General features: G+C 36.7%; 17 protein-coding genes. All 17 read right to left on the bottom strand.

Features of this window, described 5'->3' with window-relative positions; translation table 11 throughout:
• Window positions 1–10: 10 nt before the first annotated feature.
• Window positions 11–316 carry a flagellar hook-basal body complex protein FliE gene (gene fliE / locus Q0371_RS11305; protein ID WP_298471135.1) on the bottom strand — a complete coding sequence of 102 codons (306 nt, stop codon included), beginning with the start codon at window positions 314–316 and terminating at the stop codon, window positions 11–13.
• A 19-nt stretch (window positions 317–335) separates the two neighbouring features.
• On the bottom strand, window positions 336–797 hold the full coding sequence (gene flgC / locus Q0371_RS11300; RefSeq protein WP_169358589.1) for a flagellar basal body rod protein FlgC: 462 nt from the start codon (window positions 795–797) through the stop codon (window positions 336–338).
• 2 nt (window positions 798–799) lie between these two features.
• On the bottom strand, window positions 800–1,192 hold the full coding sequence (flgB, locus tag Q0371_RS11295) for a flagellar basal body rod protein FlgB (protein ID WP_298471132.1): 393 nt from the start codon (window positions 1,190–1,192) through the stop codon (window positions 800–802).
• A 280-nt stretch (window positions 1,193–1,472) separates the two neighbouring features.
• Window positions 1,473–2,252, bottom strand: a complete 780-nt coding sequence (codY, locus tag Q0371_RS11290; protein WP_169358587.1) for a GTP-sensing pleiotropic transcriptional regulator CodY — start codon at window positions 2,250–2,252, stop codon at window positions 1,473–1,475.
• Between the two features lie 87 nt (window positions 2,253–2,339).
• Window positions 2,340–3,734 (bottom strand): HslU--HslV peptidase ATPase subunit, encoded by a 1,395-nt coding sequence (hslU, locus tag Q0371_RS11285; RefSeq protein ID WP_169358712.1) that lies wholly within the window; start codon window positions 3,732–3,734, stop codon window positions 2,340–2,342.
• Window positions 3,721–4,281: an ATP-dependent protease subunit HslV gene (gene hslV / locus Q0371_RS11280; RefSeq protein WP_169358586.1), complete on the bottom strand. Its 561-nt coding sequence runs from the start codon at window positions 4,279–4,281 to the stop codon at window positions 3,721–3,723. Before hslV ends, hslU begins: the two co-directional genes overlap by 14 nt.
• 17 nt (window positions 4,282–4,298) lie before the next feature.
• Window positions 4,299–5,189 carry a tyrosine recombinase XerC gene (xerC, locus tag Q0371_RS11275; protein WP_298471191.1) on the bottom strand — a complete coding sequence of 297 codons (891 nt, stop codon included), beginning with the start codon at window positions 5,187–5,189 and terminating at the stop codon, window positions 4,299–4,301.
• A gap of 73 nt (window positions 5,190–5,262) precedes the next feature.
• Window positions 5,263–6,573: an FADH(2)-oxidizing methylenetetrahydrofolate--tRNA-(uracil(54)-C(5))-methyltransferase TrmFO gene (gene trmFO, locus Q0371_RS11270; protein WP_169358585.1), complete on the bottom strand. Its 1,311-nt coding sequence runs from the start codon at window positions 6,571–6,573 to the stop codon at window positions 5,263–5,265.
• 15 nt (window positions 6,574–6,588) lie between these two features.
• Entirely contained in the window at window positions 6,589–8,664 is a 2,076-nt protein-coding gene (gene topA, locus Q0371_RS11265; protein WP_169358584.1) for a type I DNA topoisomerase, read from the bottom strand.
• Between the two features lie 124 nt (window positions 8,665–8,788).
• On the bottom strand, window positions 8,789–9,667 hold the full coding sequence (dprA, locus tag Q0371_RS11260) for a DNA-processing protein DprA (protein ID WP_298471129.1): 879 nt from the start codon (window positions 9,665–9,667) through the stop codon (window positions 8,789–8,791).
• Window positions 9,668–9,794: 127 nt separating this feature from the next.
• Entirely contained in the window at window positions 9,795–10,697 is a 903-nt protein-coding gene (gene sucD, locus Q0371_RS11255) for a succinate--CoA ligase subunit alpha (RefSeq protein ID WP_169358582.1), read from the bottom strand.
• A gap of 18 nt (window positions 10,698–10,715) precedes the next feature.
• Complete coding sequence (sucC, locus tag Q0371_RS11250) at window positions 10,716–11,876, bottom strand: ADP-forming succinate--CoA ligase subunit beta (protein ID WP_298471128.1); 1,161 nt, start codon at window positions 11,874–11,876, stop codon at window positions 10,716–10,718.
• Between the two features lie 277 nt (window positions 11,877–12,153).
• Window positions 12,154–12,435, bottom strand: a complete 282-nt coding sequence (locus Q0371_RS11245) for an EscU/YscU/HrcU family type III secretion system export apparatus switch protein (protein WP_169358580.1) — start codon at window positions 12,433–12,435, stop codon at window positions 12,154–12,156.
• Window positions 12,432–14,276: a hypothetical protein gene (locus tag Q0371_RS11240; protein WP_298471127.1), complete on the bottom strand. Its 1,845-nt coding sequence runs from the start codon at window positions 14,274–14,276 to the stop codon at window positions 12,432–12,434. The genes Q0371_RS11245 and Q0371_RS11240 overlap by 4 nt, the downstream gene beginning before the upstream one ends.
• Window positions 14,273–15,052, bottom strand: a complete 780-nt coding sequence (locus Q0371_RS11235) for a ribonuclease HII (RefSeq protein WP_298471125.1) — start codon at window positions 15,050–15,052, stop codon at window positions 14,273–14,275. Before Q0371_RS11235 ends, Q0371_RS11240 begins: the two co-directional genes overlap by 4 nt.
• A gap of 99 nt (window positions 15,053–15,151) precedes the next feature.
• On the bottom strand, window positions 15,152–16,006 hold the full coding sequence (ylqF, locus tag Q0371_RS11230) for a ribosome biogenesis GTPase YlqF (protein ID WP_169358577.1): 855 nt from the start codon (window positions 16,004–16,006) through the stop codon (window positions 15,152–15,154).
• Between the two features lie 77 nt (window positions 16,007–16,083).
• Window positions 16,084–16,644, bottom strand: a complete 561-nt coding sequence (gene lepB / locus Q0371_RS11225; protein WP_169358576.1) for a signal peptidase I — start codon at window positions 16,642–16,644, stop codon at window positions 16,084–16,086.
• Window positions 16,645–16,873: the final 229 nt, after the last annotated feature.

Here is a 16,873-nt window from a genome sequence, read left to right as displayed (position 1 = left end):
TAACCGAGGTCTAAACCTGCATACGCATTATTTCTTGATATGCTTCTACGACTTTATTACGAATCTCTAATGTTGCATTTAATGCGATACTTGCCTTCTGTGATGCGATCATTACTTCATGAAGTTCAATGTTTCCACCACTTATTAGTTTGTTTGTTGCTACATCTGAAGCCTTCTGTGTATCATTTACCGAGTTAATAGCACTTTGAAGGAAATCACCAAAGTTTTCTTGTGCTTGAGATGGACTCAACTTATTTGTTGCCAAAGGTGCATTTACTTGGCCAACATTAAACATAGATACTGATTCAATAGCCATTAAGCGTTAAACCTTCTTTCTATTTTCCTATTTCAAGTGCCTTTGAAAGCATTGCTTTATTTGCATTAAAAACAGTGACATTCGCTTCATATGAACGAGTAGCAGAGATAAGATCAACCATCTCTCTTAAAGGATCGACATTAGGCATTGCTACATATCCTTCCTCGTTAGCATCAATATGTGTAGGATCATATACAAGTTTAAAAGGTGTTTCTGCATCCTCTTTAACTCCCGACACCTTTACCCCATTTCCTACCCCACTTTTACTAGAAGTTCCTCTTGCTACATTTAAAATGCTAGAAAAAGAACCTTCGATTGGTTGTAGAGTTACCGTTTTCCTTCTATATGCCTGCCATTCCCCATCGACCATTTTCGCTCGTGTCGTTTCTGCATTAGCCATATTAGAAGAAATAACATCCATTCGTAAACGTTGAGCTGTAAGTGCCGACGCAGTAGTGTTCATCCCATGAAATATAGACACTATCAACCGCCTCCTTTAATAACTGTTTGTAGACTATTTAACTTACCGCTAACACGATCGACTAAAGCATTATAGTATAGCTGGTTCGTCGCTAAATTAGCCTGCTCCTTATCCATGTCTACCCCATTACCATTACTGCTATATCTTAAATTGGAATAATCAAATGCTCCAGGTGAGGCTTGACTAGCTTGAAAGTTAAAATGCTTTTCTTCCGTGCGGTAGGCAGATATTGAAGACTTCTTAGCATTTTCTAAAAAATCATTAAAGTTAACACTTTTTGCTTTGTAATTTGGAGTGTCAACATTCGCTATATTTTGCGCTATAGTCTTTTGTTTCATAGATGCGAAATTCAAACCTCGTTCTAAATTCTCAATAGTACCGTTAAAAATTCCCAATTCTTTATCCCCCCTATCTACTTTTTATGAGTCATTTTTATTAATTTTCTATTAAAATCACAATAATCTTATTGTAAAGAAAATGTAACACAGTGTCTATTCTATTTCTTGAAATTTCATAGGACTTTTATCCTTTTTTTATAGACAATCGACAAAACAACTGTCACATTTGTAGAAATGTGTCTTATCCTGGAAAAAATATATCCATCTAAATCCATTTTTAGAATAAAAAAAGAACCTACTCTAGAAATTTCTAGAGTAGGTTCCATTTATTAGGTTATTATCGCATTTTAAGTTGTGCAAGTTCTGCTAAAAATTTATCATTAAGAACTTTTATATAAGTTCCTTTCATACCAAGAGATCTTGATTCGATAACTCCAGCACTTTCCAGTTTACGAAGAGCGTTAACAATTACAGAACGAGTGATTCCTACACGGTCAGCAATTTTAGATGCTACTAAAAGTCCTTCGTTTCCGTCTAATTCTTCAAAGATATGCTCAATAGCTTCTAATTCACTATATGATAATGAGTTAATAGCCATTTGTACTACTGCTTTGCTTCTAGCTTCTTCTTCAATTTCTTCTGATTTTTCACGTAGGATTTCCATACCAACTACAGTAGCACCATACTCACCTAAGATTAAATCATCGTTTTGGAACTCATCTTTAAGACGTCCTAGAATAAGTGTACCAAGACGTTCTCCACCACCGATAATAGGAACAATTGTAGTTAAACCATCTTTAAACAATTCTCTATTTTCCTCAGGGAATACAGAGTGTTCACTATATACATCTAAGTTAGATGACGTTTCACTAACGTGGAAAAGATTTTTTGTATATTCCTCAGGGAATTGACGCTCTTCCATCATTTTAATGATACGATCATTTTCGATTTGTTGGTGTACTTCGTGTCCTAATAGCTTTCCTTTTCTGCTAACGATAAATGCGTTACATTCTATTACATCACTTAATGTTGCAGCCATTTCTTTAAAGTTAACTGGTTTCCCAGCAGATGCCTGTAACATCGAGTTAATTTTGCGTGTTTTGTCTAATAAATTCATTTAAATAAAGCCTCCATTGTAATTTTCCTATTTATTTTAATATTCTAAAGGTTTTTAATTGTTTTTGAAAGTAATAAGAATCGGATTTTAAAGTATAAATTGTGATAAATCTTTGTTTTTCACAATATTGTCAAGTTTAGAGTCAATATAAGCAGGAGTGATCTGTATTTGAGCAGGTGAAATATCTGAAGCCTCGTAAGATAGGTCTTCTAAAATTTTCTCCAAAATCGTGTGAAGACGTCTTGCTCCGATATTATCGGTTTCTTGGTTTACCTGATATGCTATATCCCCAATTCTTTCAATTGCCTCATCTGAAAAAGAAATAGTTACTTCTTCAGTTAATAACAAAGCCTCATACTGCTTTATTAGCGACTGATGAGGTTCCTTTAGAATTCGGACAAAGTCTTCCTTCGTAAGCTTCTCAAGCTCTACACGAATTGGAAAGCGTCCTTGAAGTTCAGGGATTAAATCAGAAGGCTTAGACATATGGAAAGCACCAGCAGCAATAAACAATATGTAATCTGTTTTTACTGCTCCATATTTTGTCGTAACTGTTGAACCTTCTACAATTGGTAATATATCTCTTTGTACCCCTTCACGAGATACATCAGCAGAAGAGCTTCCACCATTTTTGCTAGCGATTTTATCCATTTCATCTATAAAAATAATACCTGTTTGCTCCGTCTTTTCAATGGCAATTTGTGACAACTCATCGTTATCTATTAATTTACCCGCTTCTTCTTGAATTAATACTTTTCTAGCGTCTCTTACTTTCATTTTTCTTTTTTTCTTTTTCTTAGGCATTAAGTTAGAAAGAGCGTCTTGCATATTCATGCCCATGCTTTCCATTCCTCCACCTTGTAGGGCGTCGAATAAAGATGGTGACTGTTCTGTCACTTCTACCGTTACTATTTCATCCTCTAACTTACCATCTCTTAAATCTTCGGCAATTTGTGAACGTTTTATACGTACATCTGTATCCTCGGTGTCTGATGAATCATCTTCAGGCTTTCCACCAAATAAAGCTTCAAATGGATTTTGTCCCGCATTCTTCTTTTTAAGAGAAGGTACAAGAAGCTTTACAATAGCATCATTGGCTAAACGTATAGCCTGATCCTTAACTTCTTCCATTTTTTCTTCTCTTACAATACGAATAGCAGCCTCAACTAAGTCTCTAACCATAGACTCTACATCTCTACCTACATACCCTACTTCTGTAAATTTAGTCGCTTCTACCTTTACAAAAGGGGCTTTTGTTAGCTTGGCAATCCTTCTTGCAATTTCAGTTTTCCCTACACCTGTAGGTCCAATCATCAAAATATTTTTCGGGATTACTTCTGCTTTCATTTCTTCGTTTAACATTTGTCTTCTATAACGATTGCGTAAAGCAACGGCTACAGCCTTCTTTGCTGTTTCTTGGCCTACAATATATTTATTTAAGTGCTCTGTTATTTGTTTAGGGGTTAAGTTAGTTTCCTTCATGTTCACCTAATACCTCCACAATTATTTGATGGTTTGTAAACACACAAATGTCTGCAGCTGTGTTCAAAGCAGCCTCTGCAATTTCCTTTGCAGTCAACTTGTCTCCAGCGTATTGTTTTAATGCTCTTCCTGCTGCTAATGCATAATTTCCACCTGAACCTATTGCCAAAACACCGTCATCGGGTTCTATAACCTCTCCGGTACCAGAGACAAGCAACAAGTGCTTTTTATCCATTACTAAAAGCATCGCTTCTAATTGGCGAAGCATTTTATCTCCACGCCATTGTTTAGCTAACTCTACTGCTGCTCGTTGAAGATTACCATTGTACTCTAACAATTTTCCTTCAAACATCTCGAAAAGCGTAAAAGCATCTGCAACAGAACCTGCAAAACCTGCTATAACCTGACCATTAAATAATCTTCTAACTTTTTTTGCTGTATGCTTCATTACCACTTGATTTCCTAAAGTAACTTGACCATCGCCTGCCATTGCATAGCTTCCATTATGACTAACTGCAAATATAGTAGTTGCATGAATTGAACCCATTGTATGACCTCCTGTAGTTATGCCCTTGGGTGGGCATTCATATATGTCTTTCTTAAATGCTCTTTCGTTACGTGAGTATAAACCTGAGTCGAGGAGAGATGAGCGTGCCCTAGCAGCTCTTGGACACTTCTTAAATCAGCACCATTGTTAAGTAGGTGAGTAGCAAATGTATGGCGAAGCATATGGGGATATATAGTTGTATGCATAGAAGCTTTTTTAATCATACTATTCAAGATATAACGCACCCCATCAGTAGTAAGGTGCTCACCTCGATTGTTCACAAATAAGTATGGATGAGAAGTCTTTTTCATCAGCTTAGGTCGGCTAGTGTGCATATACTCTTCAACTGCAGCAAGTGCATAGTCTCCCACTGGTATGTATCTCTCTTTTCTTCCTTTACCCATAACCCGCACTACACCATAACTACTATCTATATGACTGTTTTCAATGGAAATAAGTTCGCTCACACGCATCCCAGTTGCATATAATAATTCAAGTATGGCAATATTTCGAACAGACAATAGATCTGTCCCTTTATTTTTCTCGAATAACTTTTCCATTTCCTCTTCATAGAAAAATTGTGGTAATCTCGATTCTTTTTTCGGATGATACAAAGATTGAAAAGCATCGTCTCGAATACTATATTCCTTGTTTAAAAATTTGTAATAAGATCGGATTGACGAGATTTTCCTAGAAATAGACGTTCTTGCTAAATTTTCATCATACAATTTAGTAATATACAACCGAGCATGAATATATTCAACGTCATTTAATTCTTGGACACCCTCCGCCTCTATAAACTTTAAAAATTGAATAATATCTTTTTCGTACTCTCGAACTGTTAGATTAGAATAATTTTTTTCTAATTGTATATGTGCAATAAAAGAATGAAGTTCCTCTTTACCAATCACAAGTAACCACTCCAATTCATCTATTGTAAAAGCCTCTAAAAGTATACAACTTTTTAGAGGCTTTTAGCAATTATATCGATGTACTTTTCATAAAATTTTGAATCGTTGTTAGTGCTCGATTAGCCATCTGCTCTGTGCGTACTTTCTTATCTCTTACTTTAGGTTGTAGCTCTGGGAACAAACCAAAGTTAATATTCATTGGCTGGAAATTTTTCGGGTTGGCTTCTGTTATATAACGGGCCATGCTCCCTAGAGCCGTCTCGGCTGGGAATACAACTAGTTCTTCACCTTTTGCCAATTTTGCAGCGTTTATGCCAGCTAATAACCCACTTCCAGCTGATTCCACATAGCCTTCAACACCTGTCATTTGACCAGCAAAAAAGATTTGTTCATTAGCTTTTAGCTGATAGGTTGGCTTTAAAACATATGGCGAATTAATGAACGTATTGCGATGCATTACTCCATATCTTACGATTTCTACATTTTCTAAGCCAGGAATTAGCTTTAGTACTTCTTTTTGTGGACCCCATTTTAGATGTGTTTGAAACCCTACGATATTATAAAGAGTGCCTGCAGCATCATCTTGTCTTAGTTGGACTACAGCATATGGTCTTTTGCCTGTCTTAGGATCTTCTAGGCCTACCGGCTTCATAGGACCAAATAGCAATGTCTTTCTACCTCTTGCAGCCATGACCTCTACTGGCATACAGCCCTCGAAATAAATTTCCTTTTCAAATTCCTTCAAAGGTACAACCTCTGCCTCAATAAGAGCATCGTAGAAGCGATTAAACTCTTCCTCCGTCATAGGACAGTTCAAATAGGCTGCTTCCCCTTTATCATAGCGAGATTTTAAGTATACCTTATCCATATCAATACTATCTTTTTCTACAATTGGTGCAGCTGCATCATAGAAATAAAGGTAATCCTGACCTGTAACCACTTTTACCTTCTCTGCTAGGGCCGGGGATGTTAAAGGACCTGTAGCGATCACCGTAATGCCCTCCGGTATTTCGGTTACTTCTTCATTTACAATCTCAATTAATGGATGGCTTCTAATAGAATCAGTAACTCTACCCGCAAAATCATGTCTGTCTACGGCAAGTGCACCGCCTGCAGGAACACTACTATTGTCCGCTGAGGAGATGATCAGAGAATCCAACATACGCATTTCCTCTTTAATAACCCCAACAGCATTAGTTAAGTTATTTGCTCTAAGAGAGTTTGAGCAAACAAGCTCAGCAAATTTATCTGTATGGTGAGCTGGAGTCTGTTTGACAGGTCGCATTTCAAAGAGACGTACTTTAACTCCTCTGCTAGCTATTTGCCAAGCAGCCTCACTTCCGGCTAAACCTGCTCCAATAACGTTTACTATTTCAGTCATGTCGTATCCTTCTTTCTAGCTTTGCGGATCTTCCTTATAATCACACGCAACACATTGTATTTGTATTCCTTTTTTCAACTTCTTCTCTACTAGCATTTCATTACATTTTGGACACTGTCTACTAATTGGCTTATCCCAAGAAAGAAACTCACATGTAGGATACTGATTGCAGCCATAGAATAAGCGTTTTGTTTTACTTTTACGCTCAACAATTTGCCCTTCCTCACATGATGGACATTTCACACCAATTTCTTTAACAATTGCTTTTGTATTTCTACAGTCCGGGAAATTACTACAAGCCATGAATTTTCCATAGCGCCCTAGCTTGTATACCATTGGAGAACTACATTCTTCACAATCCTCACCAGTAGGCTCATCTTTTATAACGATTTTTTCCATTTCAGCTTCTGCGTGTTCCAAGTGTTTTTCAAACTCAACATAAAATGCATCAATAATTTTCTTCCATTCAACTTGACCTTCTTCTACACTATCCAAATCTCGTTCCATTTGAGCAGTAAACTCAATATCTACGATTTTCGGAAAGAACTCTGATACAAGCTGATGAATAATAGTACCTAACTCTGTTGGAACAAATCTCTTCGTTTCTAGAGCTACATAGCCTCTTTTTTGTATTGTATCTAAAGTTGGAGCATATGTAGATGGTCTACCTATGCCTAGTTCCTCTAAGGTTTTAACAAGTCGCGCTTCGGAGTATCTTGGTGGTGGTTGAGTGAAATGCTGCTTAGGCTCGATCTCTGTAGCACTTACTTTATCTCCAACTTCCATAACAGGCAACAATTTATCTTTGTCGTCTGTTTGGTCATCTGAGCCTTCTACGTAGACCTTCATAAAACCAGCAAATTTCACTTGAGAACCGTTAGCTCTAAAAATGACTTCTCCATTTTTCAAATCTACTGCAACTGTATCCAAAGTGGCTGGAGCCATTTGACTTGCAACGAATCTTTCCCATATAAGTTTATATAAACGGAAAAGATCTCGAGATAATATTGCCTTTAACGAATCAGGTGTTCTTAGTACGTTTGTAGGTCGAACAGCTTCATGCGCATCTTGGGCTTTTTTATCTTGCTTCTCCGCTTTCTTAGTCGAAAGAAACTCTGATCCATATTCACTTTTTATAAATTCAGCAGCGTCTGCCTTAGCTGTATCCGAAATTCTAGTAGAATCCGTACGCATATAAGTTATAAGACCAACAGTACCTTCTTTTTTACCAAGGTCAATTCCTTCGTAAAGCTGTTGAGCAAGCATCATTGTTTTTCTAGCTCTAAAGTTTAATTTTCTAGCTGCCTCTTGCTGTAGTGAGGAGGTAGTGAATGAAGGCGCAGGATTACGCTTTCTTTCTTTTTTAGTAACATTAGTAACGTCAAAATTTTTGCCTTTCATGAGATTTAATACAGCCTTAACCTCATCTTCATTGGTAAGCTTTGCTTTTTCTTTTTCTTTGCCAAAGTAAAGAGCTTCGAATGCTTTTTTACCTTTTTCAAATTTACCCTCGATAGACCAATATTCCTCTGGGATAAATTTTTCAATTTCTCGTTCACGATCAATTATTAGTCGCAAAGCAACGGATTGTACACGACCTGCTGAAAGACCTTTTTTAACTTTCTTCCATAGAATAGGACTGATATTATATCCTACTAGACGATCTAGAACTCGTCTTGCCTGTTGGGCATCTACTAAATCCTTATCAAGCGGTCTAGGATGCTTAAATGATTCTAGTATAGCATCTTTTGTTATTTCGTTGAATACAACACGACAGTCTGACTCTAAATCTACGTTTAGAGATTTTGCTAAATGCCAGGCGATTGCTTCCCCTTCTCTGTCGGGGTCAGCCGCGAGATAAACTTTCTTTGCTTTTTTGGCCGCATTTTTTAGATCCTGAAGGACTGGCCCTTTACCACGTATTGTAATGTATTTTGGTTCGTAATTGTTTTCTACATCGACACCCATTTGACTCTTTGGTAAATCTATAACATGTCCTATCGATGCTTTTACTTTATATTTCTTTCCTAAATATCGCTCAATCGTTTTTGCCTTCGCTGGCGATTCTACTATAACTAAATAATCCGACATAGATGTGCCTCCTTATAGAAGGTAACTCGCTTCAATCTGCAAAACAAATACCTGTTGCAAAATGTATAACAGTTTCTTAGTAATTGCAAGACTTTTCAATTCTAAATTTAAAATTTTATACTTTTTATCTCATTTCCTCGAGAATTTGGTGGCCATCCCAAATAGGCTTTGCCCCTTCTAGTATCAAGTGATGTGGGCCTTCTGATAGGTCTGAATGAATAGATCCTGGAACTGCGAAAATTTCTTTTCCATTTTCTAAGGCATGCTCCATTGTAGAAACTGTACCACTCTTCTTATGTGCCTCTGTAATAACGACACCTAACGACAAACCACTAATAATCCGGTTTCTCATGGGGAAATTCCACTTTTTTGGAGTAATATAGGGAGGGTATTCAGTTACTAGTAGGTGACTCTTCGACATAAAGTTCGCTAAATCCTCGTTTTCTTTTGGATAAATATTAGAAAAACCTGTGCCTAATACCCCAATAGTTTTTCCGCCCATTTCTATTGTTTTTCTATGGGCCAGCGTGTCCGCACCTCTCGCAAGACCACTTACAATAACATAATTTTGTTGAATTAGAGGGGGTAGTATTTTTTCTATACTTTTTTCTGAATAGGAAGTTGCCTTTCTAGAACCAATTATAGCAATCTTTTTAATGTTAGCTAGTAAGCTTACATCTCCTTTAGTATATAAAATCACTGGAGGATCATATAATTTCAAAAGACTTTCTGGGTAATAATTATCATTGTAAGCGATTGGGAGAATATTATGTTTCTCATAGGTTTCAAGAAGAGGGTGATAAACTAACTCTTTATACATATTTTTCAAGTGAATAGCTCTTTCAATGGGAATATTACACAATTTAGCAAGAAGGGTTGGTTGGATGTTTTCTAGTTGGGATAGGTCGGGATCTATTTTTAGAAGTGGAATTACTTTAGGGAGAGGTACAGGAAATACATAATGTAGAGCGAGTAATCTTCTTTGGAAAGTTTGTTCTATCATCAATTAACCCCTTTTATGAATTTTTTTATACGAAAAGTATGAGCATATGTATGCCCTAACAGGTAAATGGGTAATTATTAGTTTATAAAAAGTACGACCCATCATTCGATGAGCCGCACTTTTTTAATTAATGTGTTTTACAAGCGTCGTAAATTCCTGCTTCTTTAATAGCTTCGATTAACGTTTCGCCAATTACAGATGGAGTAGCAGCCACTTTCATACCAGCAGCTTCCATTGCTTGAATTTTGCCTTCTGCCGTACCTTGGCCACCAGAGATAATTGCTCCAGCGTGACCCATACGTTTTCCAGGAGGTGCAGTTTGTCCACCAATAAATCCTACTACTGGTTTCTTCATGTTAGCTTTGATCCATTCAGCAGCCTCTTCTTCAGCAGTACCACCGATTTCTCCGATCATTACTACAGCATAAGTATCTTCATCTTCGTTAAATTCTTTTAACACGTCGATAAAGTTTGTACCATTTACAGGGTCTCCACCAATACCTACAGCAGTCGTTTGACCGATGCCTGCTTGAGTCAATTGATGAACCGCCTCATATGTTAACGTACCAGAACGTGAAACTACGCCTACATGTCCTTTTGTATGGATATATCCAGGCATGATCCCGATTTTACACTCATCAGCTGTAATAACACCTGGGCAGTTTGGTCCCACTAAACGTGTTTTCTTGCCTTCCATATAGCGCTTAACTTTTACCATATCCAATACAGGAATATGTTCAGTAATACAAATAGCCATATCTAGCTCAGCGTCAACAGCTTCCATGATTGCATCAGCAGCAAATGGAGCAGGTACGTAGATTACAGATACATTAGCTCCTGTATCTTTAACAGCATCCGCTACTGTATTGAATACAGGTACGCCTTCTACTTCTGTTCCACCCTTACCAGGAGTAACCCCAGCAACGATTTTAGTGCCGTATTCTAGCATTTGTTTTGTATGGAAAAGAGCAGTTGAGCCCGTAATTCCTTGAACAATTACTTTAGTATCTTTATTAATATATACGCTCATTTTATGTCCCTGCCTTTCTTATCCTACAAGATTAACGATTTTTTGAGCACCGTCTGCCATTGAATCTGCTGCAACAATATTGATGCCTGATTCATTTAATAATTTCTTACCTAAATCTACGTTTGTACCCTCTAAGCGAACAACTAATGGCACTTGAAGTCCAACTTCTTTTGCAGCAATGATAACACCTTCTGCAATTACGTCACATTTCATAATACCACCAAAGATATTAACAAAAATACCTTTTACATTTTTGTCAGCTAAGATAATTTTGAATGCTTCTGTAACCTTTTCAGCTGTAGCACCGCCCCCAACGTCCAGGAAGTTAGCGGGTGAGCCGCCGTAGTAGCTAATTGTATCCATTGTTGCCATAGCTAGACCTGCTCCATTAACCATACATCCGATGTTTCCATCTAATGAAATATAACTTAGGTCATATTTAGATGCTTCGATTTCTTTTGGATCTTCTTCATCATAGTCACGTAACTCTAAGATGTCCTTGTGTTTGTATAAAGCATTACTGTCAAAGTTAAACTTAGCGTCTAATGCTAATACATTGTCATCCTCAGTTACTACTAATGGATTGATTTCAACGATAGAAGCATCTTTTTCATTGTAAACTTGGTAAAGGCCAAGCATAAATTTAGCTGCTTTATTTACAAGTTTAGCTGGAATGTTCATATTGAAAGCCATTCTACGAGCTTGGAAACCAGTTAATCCTACTACAGGATCAATTTCCTCATAGAATAATTTTTCTGGAGAATTTGCTGCTACTTCCTCAATGTCCATACCGCCTTCTTCAGAGCCCATTAATGTTACACGAGATGTTGAGCGGTCTAAAACTAAACCTACATAATATTCTTTTTTTATTTTACTACCTTCTTCGATAAGTAGACGCTTGATCTCTTTACCTTCTGGTCCTGTTTGGTGAGTTACTAAAACTTTACCTAAAAGCTCTTTTGCATATTCACGTACTTCGTCTAAATTCTTTGCAATTTTTACCCCACCAGCTTTACCGCGTCCACCTGCGTGAATTTGGGCTTTAACAACAATAACGTCAGAACCTAATTCCTTAGCGGCCTCCACTGCTTCTTCTGCTGAAAAAGCAACGATTCCGTTAGAAACTGCTACGCCATATTGTCTAAGGAGCTGTTTACCTTGATATTCATGGATATTCATTTATACATCCTCCCTCAAACTTATGTCACTATTTGCTACCTTTATCATTGTAATAAAGCTGTCACAAATTGTCCATAAAAGTATTATAACTACAAAAAACATAGAATATTCAATCTTTAGAAATCGACAATACACTTCCTATTTTGCTAAAATATTTGTTCAAAATAAGCTTGTACGACACCGATTTACAAAAAAGATTATTTTCTATCCGTAGCTTCTAAATCTTTTATAGAACTTTCTCTTGCATAATCTATTCTGTGATAAAAAGGACAAAATATTACTTCTCTCCTCTTTCTTTATCTACCCTATACACAAATGCAAAAACCTCTGCAACCGCCTGATAAAGTTCTTCGGGTATGGATTGGTTAATATCTAGCTTTCCTAGCAGTTCTACTAGACTAGCATCCTCTTGTATAGGTACAGAATGCTCCAATGCCTTTTCTAATATATTTTCTGCTATTTTCCCTTTCCCCTTAGCTACTACAGTAGGAGCATCCGATTGACCAGGCTTATATGTTAAGGCGATAGCTTCTTTCCTTTTAAACTTACCTTCTGTCATATCCTAATATCCACTCCTTGCTCTTTGGAAGAAGATGAGTTATTTGGCCATAAGCTCGACATTTTTTGTTGTGCAAAGGTTTTTATAAAAATCCCAGACAATTGATAACCAGCAGTTGCCAATCCCTCCTTTAATGTAGGCTTAAGTTTGTTAGCTATCGTTTCAATCGTCTGATCATCATTAAAGAGGTTAATCGTCACTATTTTATTTTGGACTTGCATATCTACTACAGTTTCTTTAAGTGAATCTAATTGAAGGTAAAACATTATTCGAGCAAAATCCGAATCTATTTTCCCATCTTCCTTCATTCTCCCATTCCATTCAAGAGTTGCATCCATTCGCTTACCTAAAAATTCTAAAGGAACTTGCATTAATAATTGATGTTGGGGACCATTTTCTCCCGACAAGAGCTGCAAACCATTCATTCGACTAATAATCGATTCGGCTCCATCTCTGACAGTAGCCGATATATTAGGCATTTGTAGCAGTTCTACAAGTTGCGGTTTTAGCTGGCTTGCTAGTTGACGCACTTCATCTTTCCCGCTTGCTAACTTTCCCTCATAGCTATATCCAAGCATTTTTAGCGTTTCTTTCATTGCCATTTCAAAAGCTTTACCATCTAGTTGACTTAGTACTGTTTGCTCTGCTTGGTTTCTAAACTGGATAAGAGGAGAGTCCTTATTAAGATTGGTTAATTGCTCTAAAGTTTGATTAATGGAATTAATAGTCATTCCTTTTCCCAATAGAGACACTAAATGATCTTTTGGTGTAAGACCGTTTGAGTCGATTTTAAAAACTGCTTGCTGGCTTTGCTCAGAGAAGACCTTAACTAATGAATGAGTTACTAGATTAGGTTTTGCTTCTCCTTCTTTAATATTCATTAAAACTTGTTCCTTTTGAGATGATGATAGCAAAGGCTGATTTTGAATCCAGCTTCGCAACTGCTCAACAACCAGTTTATTTTCTATATTTGGCTGCATTAATTTGCTAATGATAATGATTTCTCCTGCCGTTTGTTTTAATGCTGGGTTATTTGAAATTGGCACTGGATTATTCAATGTCGCCTCAGAAGGTAAGATAGAAGCGTTTATAAGCTGTTGTAATATAGGTAAACGAACAGCAGATGGAAGCTGTGTATTTAGAAGAGTTTGTAATTGTTTACCTAATAGAGCACCTGCTACAGGAAGATGAAAAGGTTCCCCTATCTTCTGTAAGTTTTGGACAATAGCTTCTTTTTGTGATGGAGAAAGTTGTTGTTCCTGCTGTAATGCAGTTTTCAAATTAGTTATAAGTGAAGGAAAACCAGTAGTAGTTTTACCACTCAATAAAGTATCAAACATTTTAGACGTCATTGGAATTTTTAACTCTATCATTTTTTGAATTGCTTCTAGTCCTCCTTTTAAAGTGGCATTAGGAGGTAAATTCTTAATCAGCTGTTCAGCCTGTATAAGTATTTCCTTAGAGATAGGTAATTGTTCTTTTATAAAAAATTGAATGATTGCCTGCATCTCACTTGATTTACTTAAATTCATTGCCTGGAGCAATTGCTGAGACTGATGGGCAAGTGAATTTCCTCCACTTAAGGGACCAGTCACAACTTTGAGCTGAATTTCAGGTGCTGCCTTTGTTACTTGAAAGAAATGAGCATCCCCAGTTTTTAAAGGGGTTTCAAGTTTTGCGATTATCTTTTGGTTCCCTATTTGAACTTCTGCTGTTTGATTTGGGAATAGGTTTTTAATTGTTCCATGTATGACTTGTCCTTCTTTCATAGGGACTGATACCTTCGATGAAATAACATTTGGTGCGTTCAATTGGATGGACGAAAAAGAAGGTCCACTCATACTTTCACCTCGCTTTTTAATATAGATTTAATCGGTTCAAAAGTTTTTCGATGATGCTCACTTGGACCATGCTGCATAATCATTGCTATATGCTCCTTTGTACCATAGCCTGCGTGTTTATTGAAAAGATAGACAGGATACTCCTCGTGAAGTTTATCCATATATTCATCTCTTGCTGTTTTTGCCAAAATAGAAGCAGCTGCAATTGCTAAACTTTTAGCGTCTCCTTTAATAAGGGAGTGATTTTCTATATCTATTGGTAGTTTCATAGCATCTACCAATACAACACTCGGTTGGATTTTTAAGCTAAGCACAGCTTCTGACATCGATTGTTTTGTTGCTTCATATATATTTAGCGTATCAATTTTTTCAACTGATTGAAAATGTATGAAGTAACTAATAGCATTCTCTTTTATTTTCAAAGCTAATTCATTTCTTTTTGCTCTGGATATTTGTTTAGAGTCATTTAATCCTATTAAGTTATTTGTATCTTCTCTTAAAATAACCGCGGCAGTTACAACTGGACCTGCTAGCGGCCCCCTTCCGGCCTCATCTACGCCCGCTATTAGTCCACTTCGATTAACATCAAAACTTTTATCAAACATTACCTTCTCAATATGAGCTTCTTTTTCTAGTTTTTGGACTTGTTGTTTTCTCTTCCAGCTTTCCAATAATTTCTTTGCTCCAGCCCGTTGATCTTCTTCAAGTTCTTTAAACCAGTCTTCTGTGCCATCTGCAACTATTAATTTTTCTTTTATTTCTTGTAAACGTAACATTAAAATCACTTCAGCTTTCTTTTGCTTTCTGTATGTATCGGTTAAAAATATTATAAATCGAGAAAACCCTCTTTACCAGAAGGTAAAAAGGGAATTTTTTCACTCATATTCATCTACAAAATCGAAGGTCAGCTTACCTAATTGCTGATTTCTTATATCACGAACAATTAGCTCAGCCACTTGATCATAATCAATTTCACCGCCGGATGCAAAGCATCTTCTGAGTTTACCAATATGATCAAAAGTGTCTACTAAATCCTCACTGATTTTTGTAATATTATATCGCTCTTCCATTCTCTTTGGATAATGTTCTTCTAAAAAACGTAGCCCATATACTGCTAAGTCTTCCATGTTGATAACAGCATCCTTAATGGCGCCAGTTAAAGCAAGTTTATAGCCTATTATTTGGTCTTCAAATCTAGGCCATAAAATACCCGGCGTATCTAATAGCTCTATTTCCTTTTCTACTTTAATCCATTGCTGTCTTTTGGTTACACCTGGAGTGTTTCCGGTTTTAGCAATATTCTTTTTGGCAAAGCGATTAATTAAAGTAGATTTTCCAACATTCGGAATGCCTACGATCATAGCTCTAATTGGTCTAGGTTTAATCCCGCGTTCTTTCATACGGTCCCATTTAGGCTTTAAAAGCTCTTTAGAGGCTTTAAAAACCGCTTGGAGACCTTTCCCTTCCAAAGAGTTTATTGCAACAGTAGGGTGCCCTTTTGACTCGAAATAAGCTATCCATTTTTTGGTTTGCATATCATCAGCCATATCCACTTTGTTTAGAATAAGTAGCCTCGTTTTTTGATGGACTACCTCGTCTAACATAGGATTTCTTGAAGACAATGGTAAACGTGCATCTATCAGTTCAAAAATAATGTCTACAAGCTTTAGATTCTCGGTAACTTCTCTTCTTGCTTTGGCCATATGACCTGGAAACCATTGTATTGTCATATTGCACCTCCTTCTTAAAGCACTAGCTATTTTCTAATAGCCGGGAAGAAGAATCACCTTCTTACGCACTACTTTGGTTATTTTACAAAACCAGCCTCACCAATTGGCCAAAATACTAAATTTGTTTTCCCTATAATTTCATCGATTTCAATTAAACCGATCATTCGGCTGTCTTTACTGTATAAGCGGTTGTCTCCCATAACGAAAACATATCCTTCTGGGATTTTTTTGTCTCCAGTGATACTTTCAAGCGTAAAGTCCCCAGTTAATGTTCCTTCTGTTAACTCGCTCTTTTTTTGTTCTAAGTAAGGCTCAGCAACTTCTTTTCCGTTAATGTAGAGCTGGTCGTTTTTATACTCGACATGATCGCCAGGAAGCCCTATTACACGTTTTATATAGTTTTTCTGCTCAGGAGCATGAAAAACTACGATATCAAATCGTTTTGGTTCACCGACCACGTAACCAATTTTATTCACTAACATACTATCCCCATTTTCTAAGGTCGGCATCATAGATTCTCCGTCCACAATTATAGGGGTAAATAAAAAGAGTCGAATTAATGCTGCAAGTCCAAAAGCTATTAATAAAGCTTTCGACCATTCCCATAACTCATTCTTTTCTTTTTGTGCTTGTCCCATTCACTTGCCCCCTTTATATACTCTTATATTGTACAAGGAAAATGTAAGAGTGGCAAAATAAAATCGTCTAAATTCAGGATATATAGAGAAAATATCTAAAATAAAATGATCATTGGAGATGATTTCATAATTCCTTTTATAAAAAGGCTATGTGGATGGCTTATCGCTCACCCGGAGGAAAGCGTCCGGCTGGGGCGAAAAATCAATTCTACTCTCTGATTTAAGATTT

The sequence above is a fragment of the uncultured Psychrobacillus sp. genome (assembly GCF_938022135.1).
In the GTDB taxonomy this organism is placed as follows: domain Bacteria; phylum Bacillota; class Bacilli; order Bacillales_A; family Planococcaceae; genus Psychrobacillus.
The sequence above is the reverse complement of the archived record's forward strand: the minus strand, read 5'-3'. Positions and strand labels throughout refer to the sequence as shown.

What these genes read in the sequence shown, in the direction of transcription:
- fliE (WP_298471135.1), bottom strand. Translation starts at nt 316, where the DNA reads ATGGCTATTGAATCAGTATCTATGTTTAATGTTGGCCAAGTAAATGCA.
- codY (WP_169358587.1), bottom strand. Translation starts at nt 2,252, where the DNA reads ATGAATTTATTAGACAAAACACGCAAAATTAACTCGATGTTACAGGCA.
- hslU (WP_169358712.1), bottom strand. Translation starts at nt 3,734, where the DNA reads ATGAAGGAAACTAACTTAACCCCTAAACAAATAACAGAGCACTTAAAT.
- hslV (WP_169358586.1), bottom strand. Translation starts at nt 4,281, where the DNA reads ATGGGTTCAATTCATGCAACTACTATATTTGCAGTTAGTCATAATGGA.
- trmFO (WP_169358585.1), bottom strand. Translation starts at nt 6,573, where the DNA reads ATGACTGAAATAGTAAACGTTATTGGAGCAGGTTTAGCCGGAAGTGAG.
- topA (WP_169358584.1), bottom strand. Translation starts at nt 8,664, where the DNA reads ATGTCGGATTATTTAGTTATAGTAGAATCGCCAGCGAAGGCAAAAACG.
- dprA (WP_298471129.1), bottom strand. Translation starts at nt 9,667, where the DNA reads ATGATAGAACAAACTTTCCAAAGAAGATTACTCGCTCTACATTATGTA.
- sucD (WP_169358582.1), bottom strand. Translation starts at nt 10,697, where the DNA reads ATGAGCGTATATATTAATAAAGATACTAAAGTAATTGTTCAAGGAATT.
- sucC (WP_298471128.1), bottom strand. Translation starts at nt 11,876, where the DNA reads ATGAATATCCATGAATATCAAGGTAAACAGCTCCTTAGACAATATGGC.
- Q0371_RS11245 (WP_169358580.1), bottom strand. Translation starts at nt 12,435, where the DNA reads ATGACAGAAGGTAAGTTTAAAAGGAAAGAAGCTATCGCCTTAACATAT.
- Q0371_RS11240 (WP_298471127.1), bottom strand. Translation starts at nt 14,276, where the DNA reads ATGAGTGGACCTTCTTTTTCGTCCATCCAATTGAACGCACCAAATGTT.
- Q0371_RS11235 (WP_298471125.1), bottom strand. Translation starts at nt 15,052, where the DNA reads ATGTTACGTTTACAAGAAATAAAAGAAAAATTAATAGTTGCAGATGGC.
- ylqF (WP_169358577.1), bottom strand. Translation starts at nt 16,006, where the DNA reads ATGACAATACAATGGTTTCCAGGTCATATGGCCAAAGCAAGAAGAGAA.
- lepB (WP_169358576.1), bottom strand. Translation starts at nt 16,644, where the DNA reads ATGGGACAAGCACAAAAAGAAAAGAATGAGTTATGGGAATGGTCGAAA.